The 17,825-nt window shown below is 56.1% G+C and carries 12 protein-coding genes; 1 reads left to right on the plus strand and 11 read right to left on the minus strand.

All coding sequences use genetic code 11. The annotated features are described in order from the left end of the window. Nucleotides 1-6: 6 nt before the first annotated feature. The 5 genes from ACFFK0_RS29765 to ACFFK0_RS29785 form a co-directional block, all read right to left on the minus strand. On the minus strand, nt 7-1,581 hold the full coding sequence (locus ACFFK0_RS29765) for a response regulator transcription factor (RefSeq protein WP_377474921.1): 1,575 nt from the start codon (nt 1,579-1,581) through the stop codon (nt 7-9). 5 nt (nt 1,582-1,586) lie between these two features. Further along, nucleotides 1,587-3,290, minus strand: a complete 1,704-nt coding sequence (locus ACFFK0_RS29770) for an extracellular solute-binding protein (protein WP_377474923.1) — start codon at nt 3,288-3,290, stop codon at nt 1,587-1,589. Between the two features lie 329 nt (nt 3,291-3,619). Next, entirely contained in the window at nt 3,620-5,320 is a 1,701-nt protein-coding gene (locus ACFFK0_RS29775) for an extracellular solute-binding protein (RefSeq protein WP_377474925.1), read from the minus strand. A gap of 85 nt (nt 5,321-5,405) precedes the next feature. Beyond that, nucleotides 5,406-6,293, minus strand: coding sequence for a carbohydrate ABC transporter permease (locus tag ACFFK0_RS29780; RefSeq protein WP_377474927.1), 888 nt, complete (start codon nt 6,291-6,293; stop codon nt 5,406-5,408). A 24-nt stretch (nt 6,294-6,317) separates the two neighbouring features. Then, nucleotides 6,318-7,193: an ABC transporter permease gene (locus ACFFK0_RS29785; RefSeq protein ID WP_377474990.1), complete on the minus strand. Its 876-nt coding sequence runs from the start codon at nt 7,191-7,193 to the stop codon at nt 6,318-6,320. A 542-nt stretch (nt 7,194-7,735) separates the two neighbouring features. Between ACFFK0_RS29785 and ACFFK0_RS29790 the strand changes: the two genes are divergently transcribed. Continuing rightward, a complete protein-coding gene (locus tag ACFFK0_RS29790; protein WP_377474929.1) occupies nt 7,736-12,031 on the plus strand; it encodes a galactose-binding domain-containing protein in 4,296 nt (1,431 codons plus the stop codon). Nucleotides 12,032-12,331: 300 nt separating this feature from the next. Here the strand turns inward: ACFFK0_RS29790 and ACFFK0_RS29795 are convergent, their stop codons facing one another. Genes ACFFK0_RS29795 through ACFFK0_RS29820 form a run of 6 tightly spaced genes read right to left on the minus strand, consistent with a single transcriptional unit; the run spans nt 12,332 to nt 17,801 of the window. Further along, nucleotides 12,332-13,354, minus strand: coding sequence for a PHP domain-containing protein (locus tag ACFFK0_RS29795; RefSeq protein ID WP_377474931.1), 1,023 nt, complete (start codon nt 13,352-13,354; stop codon nt 12,332-12,334). Next, complete coding sequence (locus tag ACFFK0_RS29800; protein ID WP_377474933.1) at nt 13,351-14,208, minus strand: alkaline phosphatase family protein; 858 nt, start codon at nt 14,206-14,208, stop codon at nt 13,351-13,353. The genes ACFFK0_RS29795 and ACFFK0_RS29800 overlap by 4 nt, the downstream gene beginning before the upstream one ends. Next, nucleotides 14,205-15,011, minus strand: a complete 807-nt coding sequence (locus ACFFK0_RS29805) for a DeoR/GlpR family DNA-binding transcription regulator (protein WP_377474935.1) — start codon at nt 15,009-15,011, stop codon at nt 14,205-14,207. Before ACFFK0_RS29805 ends, ACFFK0_RS29800 begins: the two co-directional genes overlap by 4 nt. Continuing rightward, nucleotides 15,008-16,147, minus strand: a complete 1,140-nt coding sequence (locus ACFFK0_RS29810; protein WP_377474937.1) for an ABC transporter ATP-binding protein — start codon at nt 16,145-16,147, stop codon at nt 15,008-15,010. The genes ACFFK0_RS29805 and ACFFK0_RS29810 overlap by 4 nt, the downstream gene beginning before the upstream one ends. Further along, on the minus strand, nt 16,144-16,950 hold the full coding sequence (locus ACFFK0_RS29815) for an ABC transporter permease (protein ID WP_377474939.1): 807 nt from the start codon (nt 16,948-16,950) through the stop codon (nt 16,144-16,146). The genes ACFFK0_RS29810 and ACFFK0_RS29815 overlap by 4 nt, the downstream gene beginning before the upstream one ends. Then, nucleotides 16,947-17,801, minus strand: coding sequence for an ABC transporter permease (locus ACFFK0_RS29820; protein ID WP_377474941.1), 855 nt, complete (start codon nt 17,799-17,801; stop codon nt 16,947-16,949). Before ACFFK0_RS29820 ends, ACFFK0_RS29815 begins: the two co-directional genes overlap by 4 nt. Between the last annotated feature and the right edge of the window lie 24 nt (nt 17,802-17,825).

Genomic DNA, 17,825 nt, shown 5'->3' on the forward strand with positions numbered 1-17,825 from the left:
GCCGCCTCATCCCTGCTTCCGAAAGTCGCCGGGCGTCATGCCCATATGCTCGCGGAACAGTCTGCTGAAATAGGCAAGCGACTTATACCCGACACGCTCGGATACCTCATAAATTTTGTATCGCGGGTCCTTCAGAAGCTTCATGGCCATCTCCATGCGCATTTTCACTACATAATCGTTAAAGGTTTCCCCGCTGTGCTCTCGGAACAGGTAGCCCAAATGGTTTGGGGAATACGAAAAGTAGTTGGCCACCTCCTTCAGCGTGATCTCCTCCGCCAAGTGCTCCTGGACATACTTCTCGATCTGCTCGATTAAACGGCGGTTTTTACCGTTGCGGCGTATGAAAAGCCGTTCCGCGATTTCGAACAGCGTCCTGCGGAACCATGATTTAATGTCCTCAATCGTCTCGAAGCGCCGGATGAGGTCCAGATGCTCCATTTTCCAGCCCAACAGACTGGCGAACGATTCGTTTAACTGGTTGAGATAGGTTTCCAGCTTGGAGGCGATGTGGATGGAGAAGTTGTGCACCTTGACCGGATTTTCGAAGGCCGATACCGTCTCGAACAAATCGTCCACACAGTCGCAAATCGCCACCAGCCCATAATTCGTCATCGCCTTAAAGGTAGCTTCCAGAATGGTCTGAATATCCTTCGCGTCCTCCGCCATCTTCAGCTTGCTGGCGCTTGGCGGGATCAGCCTGTTTTTGCCGATAAACATCTTGTAGCCGATCCGTTCTTTCACCTGGCGGAAGGAATGCGGGATCCCCTCCGGAAAATCGGCCGGCTCCCCGAAGCTCACCGTCACCGTAAAAGCGTGCCTGCTCCTGATCTCATGGATCAGCTCCTGCAGTTCCGCTTCCGCAAGGGATGGATCCGCCGTATATAGAAGTCCCAGCTGGGAATGCGTATACTTGCACCATAATCCCAGGCCTCGGGCTTCGATGATCGAACCGATGGACTGAAGCTCCGCCTCCGCGCCTTGAATGCCTCCATCCTCTTCCTGCCCGTATCTCCAAAGCGCATCGTCGATCTCCACCAGTGCCGCGATGGCCTTGCCTCCCTGCACTTCGAGCGGGTATTCGGCCAGGAAAGCGCGCAGCTTCTGCGGCTCCACATCTCCTTCCAATAGATGCTGGACGAAACCGTTCTTGATAAAATCATAGGACTCCACCAGCCTGGCCGCGGCCAGAGTCTTCTGGTCCTCCTGCGCTTCGAGCTCTTGTACGACCTTTTGCATTACCTCGATGATTTCGTTATCGTCCACAGGCTTCAAGATGTACCCGTCCGCCTTCAGATGCATCGCTTGCTTGGCGTATTCAAAGTCCGAATACCCGCTGATAAACACCGTTTTCACATTCGGGTTTTTCTCCAGAGCCTTACGGGACAAGTCCAACCCGGTCAGCACCGGCATCTTGATATCCGTTACCAGAATATCGATGTCGTGATTTTCCATATACTGCAGAGCCGCCAGCGGTTTCTCTCCGCTGAATACGACCTGGACGCCAAGCTCCTCCCATGGGATCAAAACCCGAAGGCCCTCCAAATCGTAGATTTCATCATCCACCAAAACAGCCCTGTACACCCCGTTCACCTCCCGGAGAGCTTTCTTTCATTATCGTGCCACTTGGCTTCCTTCCATTTCAGCACCTTGTCATACCCCAGTCTCGCGGCCTCCTGATCGGCCTGTTGGATCAACGACAACACCTCGTTCTCGCCGGACGCAAAAAAAAGCTTGGGCACAAGCCGCTTGAATTGCTCCTTCAAATGCTGCAGGATAATGCCTTCCTCGGAGCCGGGAGCCGGATCCAAATTGGAGAAGGCGGTTAGATTCATCGAAGTCTTGAAGGACACCTCCGCTTGAGCCATCGTTGTCCAATCCTGCGCTTTTCTTGGCAGCAGCTTCTCCCTTGCGGTTTTTACGCTGTCTATATAAGTGGTGTTCCCGTTCCAATTGAATTCGCCCAGCCGAAGCTCGTCATACTTCTTGGAATCCCTGTTGAGGTACGCTTCATTCGGAATAGGCACCCCATTCTCCACTTTGTCGTAAAATAGGCCGGGCGGACCGAAAAACAGGATCCGCTGCCCCTCGGGGCTTGACGCCCAGTTCATATAGGCAAAGATCGCCTCCGGATTTTTTGCGGAAGTTGTGATCACGTTCACGTTCCAGCCGGTCGTGTAGTAGCCGGATGGATAGATTTTGCTTCCGTCCACGCCAGCCTTGTGCAAAGGCGGGATGACCTGATAGCCGTTATCCGCATCCTTGGACTGAAGCAGGTTGTTTGCCTCCCGGCCGATCCTCTCGACAACGGCGTCGTAAGCGCCGAATACGGCGATTTTGCCGGACATGAGCTTCTCGAGAATCTGGTCCCGGGTTTCGGTGAACAAATCCTCCGGCGCCACACCGGCGCGATACAGCCGATTGGCCTCCAAAGCCGCATCGCGGAAAGCCGGGTCCTGGTAGATGGAAGTCAATCTGTCTCCGATCGGCACGCCAAACACTTGTCCTGCGCCTGGAGAAATGAAAGCGGGTGTCCTCCCTTCCGCAGCTCCGCTGTAAAGAAATCCAAACATTTGGACTTCGGCCGCGTCACGGATTTCTCCGAATTCGAGCGGCTGCATGTCCGGGTAGTTGCTTTTCACCAGCTTCGCATAGGCCTCCAAATCATCCCAGGTTTCCAGCTTCGGCGACCCCAGCTCCTGGTAAACCTTCTTCTGTACCAGGAAGGCGGCGTTGCCGGTTCCGTTATTTCCGTTGATGAACCAGTTGGGGATTTGGTAAAGCTTCCCGTCTTCGCTTCGGAGCATGTTCAGATTTTTCTCACCGACCGTCCGGACAAATTCGGGATATTTCTCCAAATACGGATCCAGCGCAACCAGCTTGCCCATCTTCTGCAGCCGTTCCACATCCTTGCCGCGATCCGTTACGATCACTTCGGGCAATTCGCCGGAAACGATCATCGTATTCAGCTTCTGTGAGGCAGCTCCATTGGATTGGATGGGAACCACCGAGACTTTGAAATTGTCCGAAATCCATTTGGCCTGAGGGCGTTCACTCCACATCGGCGCGGAATACCAGTCGTAATTCACGAAAAGGCTGAAGGTCACCGGCTGGAGTTTTCCTTGAACCGACCCCGCAGCTAGAGTTGGGGGAAAGGAGACTGCCGATTCCCCTCCGGTCATGCTGCTATCGGGTGAAGATGAACTCGGGCCGACTCTCGAACAGGCGGCGTGCAGTAAACAAACAACCAGAATGCCAGCGAGCTGCCGTTTCCGTCCTATTTTCAGCTTCATGAACATTCCCCCAGCCTATATATGCGAGAGTTCTTGTAAACGTTTCCATCCCATTATTATCGTATTCACCATTCTCCGACAAAAATCCTGCAACGTCGAACAAAGAAAGAGCCGCAGGCCTACCTACGGCTCTACGCATTCAAGCGTTATTTCCCATCCGTGTAAACCTGGAAATCATAGATGGAATATCCCTAAGGCGCATTTCGTTTGGTGCCGTACCCGGATAAATCTGCCGTTCCTCGCACCCCACGCAATTCATAATCGCTTTCATGAATGCTGCAGGAAAAGAAAGTATGCTTCCATACTTTCTCTTCCCGAATGATTTTCGTTTATTGGCCTGAAATTTTCTTCAAGTTTTCCTGCCACTGCGTCGTCTTCCATTTCAGCACCTTGTCGTAGCCGAGCTTCGTCGCCTCTTGGTCGGCTTGGGCAATAAGCGAATTGACTTCTTCATCGCTCTTGGCGAAGAAAATCTTCGGCACGACTTGTCTGAATTGGTCCTTCAACCGCTGCAGAATGATGCCTTCCTCGGAATTCGGCGCCGGATCCAGATTGGAGAATTCCGTCATGTTCTTGGAGGTCTTGAATGTAACATTGGCTTGCGCCTGCGTCGTCCAATCTTGAACCTCCTGCGGCAGCAGCTTCTCGCGCTGCGCCTTGGTGCTGTCCACGTAGGAGGTATTGCCGTACCAGTTGAACTCGCCGATCTTGAGCTCGTCATATTTCTTGGGATCGCGTTTGATATAAGCTTCGTTTGGAACCGGAACCCCATTTTCCACCTTGTCGTAGAACAGTCCTTGCGGACCGAAGAACAGAACCTGTTGGCCCTGCGGGCTTGTAGCCCAGTTCATGTAAGAGAAGATGGCCTCCGGATTTTTGGCGGAGGTCGTGATGACGTTAACGTTCCAGCCCAGCGTGTTATAGCCGGATGGGAACACCTTGTTTTTGTCCACACCGGATTTATGCACCGGCCAAATGACATCGTAGCCATCCTCCGGATCCGCAGCCTTCAGCATGTTGTTGGCTTCTCGGCCGATGCCTTCGACGACGGCGTCGTAAGCGCCGAACACGGCGATTTTGCCTTTCTTCAATTTCTCGAGGATTTGATCCCGGGTTTGGGTAAACAGATCTTTCGAGGTCATTCCATCACGGAACAGCCGGCTGCTGAACATCGCTGCATCCTTGAAAGCAGGGTCCTTATAGATGGAAGTCAACTCTTTGCCGTTCGGCACCCCGAAAACTTGCCCGGATCCCGGAGAAATGAAGGCAGGGGTACGATCGTTTTCCGCACCGCTGTACAGCATACCCAACATTTGCACATCTGCTCCGTCGCGAATTTCACCGAAATCAAGCGGCACCACATCCGGGAATTTGTCCTTTACCCGTTTCGTGTAAGCCTGCAGATCCTCCCACGTTTCCAGCTTGGGGGAGCCCAGCGCTTTGTAAATTTTCTTCTCCACCAAGTATGCGCCGTTGCCGTTGCCTTGAGTGCCGCTAATATACCAGTTTGGAATCTGGTACAGCTTACCGTCGGAGCTGCGCAGCATGTTCAGCGTCTTCTCGCCAACGGTCTTGACGAATTCCGGATACTTCTCCAGATACGGATCCAGCGCTACGAGCTTGCCGGCCTGTTGCAGACGCTCCACATCCTTGCCGCGATCCAGCACGATGACATCCGGCAGCTTGTTGGCGACGATCATGGCGTTCAGCTTCTGTGCCGCAGCCCCGTTGGACTGCACCGGATCGATTGTCACCTTCAAATTGTCGGTGATCCACTTTCCTTGAGGCCGCTCGAGCCAGTTCGGAGACGTGTACCAGTCATAGTTGACGAACAGGCTGAAGTCCACCGGCTTTACTTTCGCCTGGATATCGTTGGCGTCCGCCTTAGCCGCTACAGGTGCATTCGTCGCCGATTCCGATGCGTTGGCCGGGCTGCCTGCATCCTTGCTGCCCTGGGAGCAAGCCGTCAGCATAACGCTCGTGCTGAGAGCGCCGATCATGACCAGCATCAAGTTTCTTTTCCCGATCATCTGTATTACCCCTCTCGAAATTTCATTTCAAATGATACAAGCGGAAAACCGCCGATATCCGAATGCGACTGGCAGCAGCCGGAGGCTACTCCTTCAATGAGCCGACGAGCGCTCCCTTGACAAAATATTTCTGAAGGAACGGATATACCGCCAGAATGGGGAGCGTTGCCACCATCATTGTTGCCATTTGCAGAGCTTTAACCGTGACCGTATTCTGAACCATGCTCTGTGCATGGGTATTCAGATTGGCGATCAAGGTCGCCGTTGTGCCTGCATTGATAATTTGAACCAACAGCGTCTGGAGCGGAATCAGCTCTTGACTGTTGATGAAAACCGCCGGAGTGAACCAGTCGTTCCAGAGTCCGACAGCGGTGAACAATGACAATGTAGCCAGGACTGGACCGGAGATGGGCAGCACGATCCGGAAAAACACCCCGTAGTTGGAGCATCCGTCCATGCGCGCCGATTCCTCCAAGCCGTCCGGCAGCTCCGCAAAGAAGGTTCGGAAAATGATCATGTTGTAGACATTGACCATACCGTTAATGACAAGAAAGGCAAACGTATCGTAAAGCTTGATGGAGTGGATCAGAACGAAGTACGGAATGAGCCCACCGCTGAAATAGAGCGTAACGACACAGATGATCATGTACATTTTTTTGAAAACAAGCCCCTTCTTGGATAGCCCGTAAGCGAACATTGCCGTGAAAAAGATCGATAAGACGGTGCCGATAACCGTTCTTAGGATGGTGATCAAGTATGCATTGAAAATGTTCTTTTCCTTGAAAACGATCATGTAGTTCTCAACCGTGAACTCCCTGGGCCAAAAGGTTACGCCGCCCAATGAAGTATCGCTGCCGGAGTTAAACGAAATGACCAGCGAATTCCAGAACGGATAAAAGGTCACGAACGAAAGGACCAACAGCAGCAAGTAGATGATTGCGCGCAGCGTTCTATCCGAAGCACTCAATTTCATAACTGTTTCCCCTTATCCCGTTATCTACCATAAGCTTGCCTTGCCTAATCTCTTGGCGATGGTGTTGGCCAGGAACAGCAGGATGATGCTCAGGATCGATTTGAAGAGCCCTGCCGCCGTAGCGTAAGAGTACCGTTGGTTAAGGATACCCATCTGGTACACATAGGTGTCGATGACTTCCGCAATCGGCGTCAGAATGCCGTTGTTCATATTTTTGGTCAGCAACAGGATGTCCTCGAACCCTGCATTCAAGATGTTGCCGATGCCAAGTATCAGGAAAATCACAATCACCGGCGAGATACCCGGAAGCGTTACCAGGAAAATTTGCTTAAAGCGGTTCGCGCCGTCCAGCGCGGATGCCTCGTACAAAGCCGGATCGATGCCGGCGATAGCCGCCAAATAAACGATGGAGCCGAATCCGATTTCTTTCCAAACCCCGACGGATACGAGGATTCCCCAGAAATATTCGGGAATGGACATCCAGTTCACCGGTTCGCGAACCAGGGAGAACTTCAACAGCACTTCGTTAACCGGTCCGTTATCGACCGCCAGCATGGAGAAGACCAGCCCGGATACCACCACCCACGAAATGAAGTGCGGGATATACGTAATCGTCTGAACCGTCCGTTTGAAGACCATATTGCCGATTTCATTCAGCATAAGAGCCAGGATGATCGGAGCCGGAAAGCCGACGGCAAGCTTCAGCAGGCTGATACAAAACGTATTGCGTATAATGTCCCAGAATTCCGGCGATTCGAAGAACATCCTGAAGTGGGTCATTCCCACCCAGGGGCTTGCCGCAAACCCTTTGAACAGGTTGTACTCCTTAAAGGCGATCAGTACCCCCCACATGGGAATATAACTGAAAACCAAGATGAACAAGATGGACGGCAAAACCATGGATTGGTATTCCCATTGCCGGAAGAAACGCCTCCATAGGTTTTCCTCTTTGCGGACAACCGCACTAGTGGGCGCAAGCCGCTCTACTTCCGTCGATTCGGTTTGCGCTTCGCTTCTCATATCGCACCACCCTCTCTTCTCCTCTTTATGTGTTTATGGTAACGTAACGATCCTTGGCATTCTAGAACACCAATTAACGATTGTTTTACTTAATCAATGACATTAAGGAAACGAATTGCTTCGGCAAATCCTTGCGACGGATCGCCCTGAAAATATGGAGATTCGACCCGTTCTGAAACGCTCCGTCTCCGTGGAAACAATCGCTTCCTTTAATAGCGACGAAATAACGGGGTATCGATCATCAAAAACCGTGGATTCGTATGCAAAATCGTTGAATCGTTGAATTGAATACGATGGGAAATCGGAATATCGTGAAGTTATCACCATAGACGCAAATACACCTCGTGTTGAAATGTCGAAACCAAGAAAAGGAGTGATACTGTCGTTTTTGCTCGTCAAAACTATTAAGGAGGAAATCGTTCATGTTGTACCAAATTTGGGGTAGTATTCGCTTAAAAATGAAATTACTTACGACGATAACCATCCTCATCTCGATGGTGCTCAGCACGCTCAATATCATTCCGCTCACAAAGGCGAGCGCCGCCGCCTCTTACCTGCTATCCTTGAATCGGCCGGCTTACGCTTCCAGCTCGGAGGGCAACAACACGCCCGATCTGGCGTTTGACGGAAATACCGGTTCGCGTTGGGGCAGCGTGTGGGGAGTCGACCCGCAATGGATTTATGTCGATTTGGGAGCGAGCGCCGCGATTGACCGCGTCAAGCTCAACTGGGAAGGCGCTTATGCGAAGTCTTATAAGATTCAAGTGTCCAGCGATGAATTGAATTGGACGGATGTATATTCTACGACTGCGAGTAACGGCGGCATAGAAGACCTCGCGCTCAGCGGCACAGGCCGCTATGTCCGGTTATACGCGACCCAGCGCGCAATGGCTCAATACGGCGTTTCCTTGTTCGAATTCGAGGTGTACGGAACGGGCGGAGTCAATCCGCCGCCGCCGGTGCTCGGTCCGAACATTGCTCTCAATAAGCCCGTAGTTTCATCCTCCTACGAGCAATCGGACTATCTCCCGCCCGGATCGACGCTGCCGCAAAATGCTGTCGACGGCAACGATACGACCCGCTGGTCTTCGAACGCGACGGATAACGAATGGATTTATGTCGACCTTGGCAGCAGCCATACGATAGGCCGAATTATTTTGGCTTGGGAAGCAGCCGCCGGCAGAATCTACGACCTGCAGGTTTCGGATGACAGCACGAATTGGACGACGATTTACAGGGAAATGCACGGCGACGGCGGCACGCTCAACTTGCCCGTTTACGCGAACGGCCGCTATGTGCGAATGAAAGGTATCAGCAGAGCGACCAGCTTCGGCTTCTCGCTATTTGAGTTCAAGGTGTACGATTACGTCGCAGGCGATCCGCAGACGACGTATCCGATCCCGAGCATTCCCCCAACGTCCGCGGTTCCAGTCGGACAAGGGAGCTACGATACGAACGACCTGACCATTCCGCAGCCGAAATATCCGAAATACAGAGCCGATTCGCTCCATGCTCCGCTGCCATCCAACGACTGGTGGCAATCTATTATGATCAACAGGCTCGGCGACGGCATTGTAACGCTTCCGCTCAAAAGCAAATACACGCAGCAGGGCTTGGGCGTGCTGACGCCGGGCGCCGGATTCGTCAGCACGGACGGCAAAACGCAGGCGGCTACCGGCCCGTCCGACCTGTTCCTGATGGCGAACAATATCAACACGTCGAATATGTCGAACCGGATTACGGCATACGGCGATTGGTCGGCCGACGCCGTATTGAGCGACGGGACAACCGACAAAATGAAAACGACCTTCGTCAAAGGCTCGCCGTATTTGTTCAACCAATTCAGCGATCCGATGTCGCCCGAGGTGTACATCCCCGGCACCGTCCGTTATTTTGATGATAACAACACGACGCTTCTGACGACCGATGGGGCTGTGGTCAACGCAGACCACATCGGCCTGGAAATTACGACGACCGACGCCGCACCGACACCGGCGCCCGTCACGAGAACCTACGGCCTGTTCGCTCCGGCGGGCACGACGTTCCAGAAGGTAGGCTCCAAGCTGAAAATCAAACTGGGCGGCGGACTTACCTATTTATCGCTTGCTGCCATGCCGGCGGCGGCGAATCTGAATTATTTTTATCAGCATGCTTACGCATATGTAACCGACACGAAGGTATCTTACAATTTCAACGAAACGACTTCGAACGTCACGACCACGTTCAATGTCGCGACGTCGCTGAAACGCGCAGGCTTTGCGAATACGACGCTGATGGCGCAGCTGCCGCACCAATGGAAAATTACGACGACGCCTCTTACCGCCTTGGCGTATCCTTCGATCCGCGGCGTTCTGAAGCTGACGGAGGGCAATAGCTTCACGACCGTCGACAAGTTTTACGGTATCGTTCCGCAGTTTACGGAGCCTGGCGATGCCGGCTATTCCCGCCAGTCGCTGCTGCAGTATTTGGCGCTGCTGGATGCGGACACGGCCACGAATCTGATGCAAACCGACGCCTATTGGCAGGGGAAGAGGCTTCATCCGCTCGCCATGGGTGCGTTGATTGCAGATCAGATCGGCGACGCCAATTACAAGAGCCTGTTCCTCGGCCGCATGAAAACGATTTTGAGCGACTGGTACACCTACACCTCCGGCGAGCCGAACTATTACTTCTCTTATAACTCGGACTGGGGCACGATGATCTATAAGGACAGCGGCTTCGGTGCCAATTCGGGCATTACCGATCACCATTTCACTTACGGGTATTACGTGTTCGCGTCCGCGATTCTGGCCACGTACGATCAGGATTTCAAGGACAAATACGGCGGCATGGTCGAGCATTTGATCCGGGATTATGCGAATCCTTCGCGGACCGACACGATGTTCCCATTTTTCCGGAATTTCGATCCGTATGAAGGCCACTCGTGGGCAGGCGGCTACGGCGACAACAACGACGGCAACAATCAGGAAGCGGCCGGCGAAGCGCTATTCGGCTGGGTCGGCCAATATATGTGGAGCATGCTGACGGGCAATCAGGCTTACCGCGACGCTTCCATCTTCGGCTTCACAACCGAATTGAAGGCGGTCGAGGAATACTGGTTCAACTACGACCAAGACAATTGGCTTCCGGCTTACACGCATAAATCCGTAGGTCAAGTGTACGGCAGCTCGAACTTCTTCGGAACGTTCTTTAACGGGAATCCGGTGTACGTGTACGGCATTCACTGGCTGCCGACGGCCGAATATTTAACGAGCTACGGCTTCGATAAGGCAAAGGCAGCTGCGCTGTATAACGGCTTTGTGACGGATAACGGCGGTCCGGAGACGGATTGGTATCACATCGTGTGGCCGATTCAATCGCTGAACGATCCGCAAGCCGTGCTGAACAAATGGAATCCATCCATCATGCAGCAAAACGAAGTGTTCAACACCTATTGGTTCATACACAACATGGCGACCCTCGGACAGCGCACTAAAGATATTTGGGCATCCGGCTGGTCCAGCGCAACCGTTTATAAAAACGGCGCCGGCTACAGCGCGCTCGTCTGGAATCCGACAAGCGCCCCCGTAACGGTAACGTTCCGGAACGCTGCAGGTGTAACGGGCTCCGCAACCGTGGCTGCCAAATCGCTGGCGAAAGTCAATCCGTTGACGAACGGCGGCGGCAGCGGGGGCTCCAACCTGGCGCTGAACAAAACCGCCACGTCGTCGGCAAGCCCGCTGCAGCCGGCTGTGAACGCGGTGGACGGCAATGCCGGTACGAGATGGGAATCCGCCTTCAGCGATCCGCAGTGGATTCAGATCGATCTGGGAGCGGTTTATTCGGTCAATCGCGTCCTCCTGAACTGGGAAGGCGCATACGGCAAAGCGTATTCGATTGAAACGTCTACGGACGGTAAGACCTGGACGACCGCCTATTCGACGACGACGGGCGACGGCGCTATCGACGATATTACCTTTGCGGCTGTGAATGCGCGCTATGTGAAAATGAACGGTACGCAGCGCGGCACGCAGTACGGCTACTCGCTGTGGGAGTTCGAAGTGTACGGCAGCTCTTCGTCAACGCTCACCCCTCCTGCGCTTACGGCGGATACGACGCAGAATACGGCCGGCCAGCCGATCGACGTGACGTTCGCCGATAACGCGGCATGGCGCGGCGCGATCAATGCGGTGAAGGTGGACGGCACCGCGGCGAGCGCATCCCAATACACGCTGTCCGCAGGCAAAATCACCCTGAACGCCGCCTTGTTCCCGACGGAGAAAACCTATACCGTCACGATATCGGCGGCAGGCTACACGGACGCTTCGGTTCAGCAGCCAATCACAGCAGCTCAAACCGCCGTGAATCTGGCGCTGAACCAAACGGCCACGTCGTCGGCGAGCCCGCTGCAGCCGGCTTCGAACGCGGTGGACGGCAATGCCGGTACGAGATGGGAATCCGCCTTCAGCGATCCGCAGTGGATGCAAGTCGATCTAGGCGCGGCAGCTTCCATCAGCCATATCGTTCTTAATTGGGAAGCGGCATACGGCAAAAGCTATCTTATTGAAGTTTCCACGAACGGAACGACTTGGACGCAGGTATATTCGACAACAACGGGCGACGGCAACATCGACGATATTACGTTTGCGCCGACAAGCGCCAGATACGTACGATTGACCGGAACGCAGCGCGGCACACCGTACGGCTACTCCTTATGGGAGCTGTCCGTGTACCCGTAACGCAAACCGGGTGGAAGTAACGCAGAAGGGCTGTCCCCACAAGTAGAAAAACTCTACTTGAGGGTGACAGCCCCTTTTGCCTCCGCCTCCGGACCGAAGCCTTCAGGCAGCGAAGCTCGGACAATGTGCAGGTAACTAGCGCTCCACGAAAAATACTCCAATGTAAGCGTTTTACATTTTCTGCCGTAGCCCTTATTATGCGTTGTGATTCTTGCTCACCCCGAATCGCGCACAAAAACCCGGCCCCCTCAGTCGGGAGGCTCGGGTTTTATTGCAGCGTCATGGCTCAGGCGGTTTTCTCTATGCTCCATGCTCCCCGATGGGCGCCATATGCCGCACCCTCCCGCGGTAATACATAACCTCACGGTACCCGGCCTCGCGCGCCGCCTGTACCGCTTCATCCAGATGCATGCCGATGTCGTCGGGAAAATGCGCATCCGAGCTCAGCGTAATCGGCACGTTATGCTCGAACAGCACGCGCAGCAGCGACGGACTCGGGCACATCTCCTTGACGGGATACCGGTAGCGAAGGCCCGTGTTGATCTCGGTACCGATGCCGTTCGCCTGCAGTGCCGCCGCCACTTCACGGTACATCGGCAGCAGCCCGCTCTCCTCCGGCCGGTAGCCGAACACCTTCAGATTATCCAAATGGGCGATCCAGTCAAACAGCCCGCTCCCCGCCGCCCGAATCACATTGGCATAATGTCCGGCGTACAGCTCCGGCAGCGAATAGTCGCGGAACCGCTCCTGCACATCGGGATTGTCAAAGCCCCAGCCCTCGTAGAAATGCACCGAGCCGATCACGTAGTCCAGCTCCAATCCGGCCAGCAGACCGCGCAGCTCATCTTCCCCGCCGGGAAAATAGTCTGCCTCCACACCGACCGCCAGATCCGGCTCGCGCCGGGCCGCCGCACGCATTCCTTCCAGATACTGCTCGGCCGAATAGACGCACACCCGGTCCAGCCATTCGCGCTGCAGCCGTCCAAGCGGACTGTCGTCCAGCAGCATATGCCGCTCATAATAGCCTTTGAACTCCGTGAACCTGTACAAATGGTCGACGACGCCGAACTGCTCGATCCCTCTCGCCCGTCCCGTCCGGATGTACCGCTCCAGCCATTCGTAGCTGAAACAGCCGCTCTCCGTCCGCAGCTTCAGCTGATCGACCGCCTGCCGGATCCATGGCAATGTGCCGGGGCCGGAGGACCCGCCGGCCGCGGCTCCGGCGACAGCAGGCGAAGTCTCTTGCAAGGCCCGTGCCGTGCGCATCAGCCACTGCAGCGAATAAGGCCCCTCCTCCAGATGAAAATGGAAATCAACCTTCACGCGTCCCCCTCCGATTCCTCATCGTATGCAACGCCGGGAAACCGCAAAGCGGCCATCGCAGCGGACGGCTGCAGACCGAGCAGGCGGCAAGCGAGCGGCGCCACCGCCAGCTGCGGCACACGCTCTTCGTAGTAGCCCGGCTTCACTCCGGCTGTGCCCATGATATACAGCGGCACTTCCCGCTCCTCTACTCCGGTGCCTCCATGCTGACCGTCCGCGTTCATGCCGTGATCGGACGTGACGATGACCCGGTAGCCGAGCTCCAGCCAGCCAGGCGCCAAATTCGCCAGCAGCGCGTCGGCCATAATCGCTTTGCCGCGGTATTCCTTCGAATCCGCCCCGTACCGGTGGCCCGCATCGTCGATCCCCATCGGATGGATGTACAGGAAATCCGGATTCTCCCGCCGGCGCAGCAGCTCCGCGTCCGCAAACAAGTGCGAATCGGGATAGCTGTCGTCATAATAAAACTTCCCGTGCTGAATCGCCCGCGACTCGTCATGCTGCTCCCGGTCCTCAATCGGATCGAACGGCGCCCGGTTGTACAGCTCGCTGACCCAATAGTACGCCGCCGCCGCCGTACGAAGCCCCTGCTCGCGCGCCAAATGAAATACGCTTGTCTGCGTGCTGAGCCGTACCGTCTGATTGCTCGTAATGCCGTTCACCGAGCTTGGCGTTCCGGTCAGCAGCACCTCGTACAAGGGCCGCGACAAGCTCGGCAGCTCCGACCATACGCGGCAGCACGCCGCCTTCCCGGCTTCGACCATATGATTCATATACCCCATCTGCGTGCGCGCCGTGTCGTAACGAAGGCCGTCCAGCACGACCATAATCACTTTCCCGGATATGATGCTCATGAGTCCTCCTTCACCGGCGCCTGCACCCACAGCACGCCCTTTTCTTCCAATGCGGCCGTCCAATCCGCCGGGCACGGCGCATCCGTCACAATGACATCCGCTTGCTCAATCGGCAGCATATGCGCAAAGGTGGAGATGCCGATCTTGGATCGGTCCGCCAGCACAATGACCTCCTGCGCAGCCTCGGCGAGAGTGCGGGACATTGACGCTTCGTTCAGGTCATAATCCGTAATGCCGTGCGTTAATGTGATGCCTCCGACCGACAGGAACGCTTGATCCACGCGGAACTCGCGGGCGATGCGCTCGCTCAGCGGACCGTTCGCCGCCTGCTGCTCCGGGTTGACTTCCCCGCCGAGCAGGATGACTTTCCCGCTGAACTTGTCTTGACTAAGCGACTCCAGCAGGCAGACCGCCGCCGGCAGGGAATTCGTCAGCACCGTCAGCCGCTTCCGGCCCTGAATGGCACGGGCCAGTTCCAGCGGCGTCGTCCCTTCATCGATCGCGATCGTGCTGCCGTCCTGAATCATCTCCGCCGCCATCCGGCCGATCGCCCGCTTTTCCTCGAAGTTCACCTTTTGCCGCATCGAATACGGCGCTTCGTCCGTCCGGAACGTCGGCTTGATCGCCCCGCCGTAGACCCGCTTCAGCAGCCCTTCCTTCTCCAGCGCCGCCATATCGCGCCGGACCGTCTCCGTCGAAACGTCCAGGTGCGCCGCCAAAGGCACGACCATCACCTTTCCTTCCCGCTCGAGCCATTCCAAAATGCACATCTTGCGTTCTTCCGCCAACACCGACAAGCTCATCCACCGCCAGACTCCAAGTATTTGCAATCTGTATGATCCCACTCCAGCGTTACGTTCGTTCCCGGCTGCAGCAGCGCCTCGCCGCTGCGGTTCAGCGCATCAACCGTCACGCTGCCGGCTCCGGCCTCCACGACATACCGAATGATATTGCCGAGCACCGCCGCTTCCTTGATTTGACCGTTGATCCGCACGAGTCTTTCCGCTGCAGCTGCTGCCCTTGTTGCCACTGCCGCACTTGTTGCCCCCGCCGCTGTCGCTGCCGCAGCAACACCATCGGCCGCAACACCATTAGCCGCCACTTCAGCAGCGCCGATCCGCTCGTCCGAACCATATGGCGTCATCCGAATCGCCTCCGGCCGCAGCGCATACGTTCCCGCCGCATCCGTCCAGCCCCAGGCGGCAAGCTGCTCCGCCCGGAACAAGTTGTAGTTGCCGATAAACCTGGCTACAAACTCCGTCTTCGGCTTCGTATAAACGTCCTCCGGCGTGCCCAGCTGCTCGATCCGCCCCTGATTCATGACGCACACCCGGTCGGACACTGTCAGCGCCTCCTCCTGATCGTGCGTCACGAAAATCGTGGTCATGCCAAGCTCCTTCTGCAGCCGGCGAAACTCCGACCGCACCTGCTTGCGGATCTGCGCGTCGAGCGCCGAGAACGGCTCGTCCATGAGCATCAGCTTCGGCTCGACGGCCAGCGAGCGCGCCAGCGCCACCCGCTGCTGCTGACCGCCGGACAGCTCATGCGGATACGCGCCGAGCTTGTCCTCCAGCCCGACCATGGCCGTCAGCCGCTCGACACGCTGCCGAATGTCCGGCTTGCTCATCTTCTTCACCGTAAGCCCGAAAGCAATATTGTCCGCCACCGTCATCGTCGGAAACAGCGCGTACGACTGAAACACCATGCCGATCCCGCGCTGCTTCGGCAGCAGCTTCGTAATGCGGTTTCCGTCCAGCGTAATCTCGCCTTGATCCAGCGGCAGCAAGCCCGAAATACAGCGCAGCAGCGTGCTCTTCCCGCAGCCGCTCGCCCCGAGCAGCGTCAATAGCTCGCCCCGCTCCACCTCCAGGCTGAGCCCGTGCAGCACCGTCGTCTCCTTGAACCGCTGCGTAATGCCCTCCAGCTCCAAGTAACTCATACTCCCGTCCTCCCGTTCGCTCCGAACAACCGCTTGCTAAGGCGCATCCATATGAGGGACAGCACCAGAATGATAACGAAATACGCCATCACGATAGCGCTCGCCAGATGGCCGCTCTCGTTCAGCCGGCGGTACAAATAGATTTGAATCGTCTCGAAATGCCCGCCAACGAGCAAATTCGCCAGCACGAACTCCCCGAACAGCACCGACAGCGAGAGCAATGACGACACCGTAATCCCCGGCAAAATGGCGGGCGCGATAACGCGCCGGAACGCCGTCATTTTCCCAGATCCGAGCAGCTCCGCCGCTTCCATCAGCTCCAGGCTGTGCACCGTCCGCAGGCTGTTGCGGATGCCTTGGTACATATAAGGCAGAATCGCTACGAAGTAGGCGCCGATCAAAATCCAAACGGTACCGGAGATCGCAAGCGGCCCGGAGGAGTACATCCGGATCAAGCCGACGGCGGCTACGACCCCCGGCACCGCATAGGGCATCAGCATGAGCATTTGCAGCCATTTCTCCCACTTCGGGACATACACGGTCACGACGAACACAGCCGGCAGCATGACAACGAGGCACAGCCCGATCGTCACCGCGCTCGTCCAAATCGTCCGCAGCAGCGCATCCCCAAAGCGGGCGTCGCGCCACAGATCGACGTACCACTGCAGCGTCCACACCTCGGGAAGCACGGTCGCCTGCCACGTCCGGGACAGCGAATACAGCAGCGTCGCCAGCAGCGGAATGAGCAGATACACGATAACAATCGCCAAAATCGATCGAGGCAGCGCCTTGGACCGCTTCACTGCAAATCCCTCCTCACCTTGCGCATCAGCCGCTCATTCACCCACATCGCGAGCACCATCATCAGGCCGAGCAGCACCGCCAGCGCGCAGCCGAGCTGCGGCCTCGTGACGACGTTGCCGGCGACGAGCGCGCCGATGCGGATCGCCAGCAGGTTGTAATTGCCGCCGACAAGCGCATAGCCGGTCGCGTACGCCCCCATCGCATTGGCGAACAGGATCGTGAACGTCCCGGCAATACCGGGCAGCAGCACCGGCAGCGCGATGCGCCGCCAGAAATGGAGCGTACCCGCTCCAAGCAGCGCAGCCGCCTCCCGCCACTGCTCCCGGATGCCGTGGAACGTTGGATACAGCAGCAGCGCCCCGAGCGGCACCTGAAAATATACGTACACCAGCGCCAGTCCCGTCCACGAGTACAAGTTAAAACCGTCAAACAAGGACCAGCCCCAGGATTTTAGCAAAATCGTAAATACCCCGTTGTTGCCCAATAAAATAATATAAGCGAACGCGAGCGGCAAACCGGCAAAATTCGAGGTCATATTGGAAACCGTCAGCACCGCCGTCCGGGTCGCCTCGGAGGTGCGGGTTATCGCATAAGCCAGCGCCAGAGATAACACGATGCCCACGACGCTGGAATAGAAAGAGATCAACAGGCTGTTCGTAATTGCCTTCACGTAGAACGCATTCGTGACAGCCGTCACATACTGCTGCAGCGTCACCTGCTTGCCGTCGTCCGACAAGAAGCTGTTCATCACCATGGCGGCCGTCGGCAGCAGCTCGAACAATACAATGAGCAGCATCAGCGGGAGAAGCGCGGCGATGAGCGTGAGCGGATTGATTTTCCTAAGGTTCATGACGGATCGGTGCTCCTTGTTAAA

This window comes from Paenibacillus chartarius (assembly GCF_042432825.1).
GTDB classification, from domain to species: Bacteria; Bacillota; Bacilli; order Paenibacillales; family NBRC-103111; genus Gordoniibacillus; species Gordoniibacillus chartarius.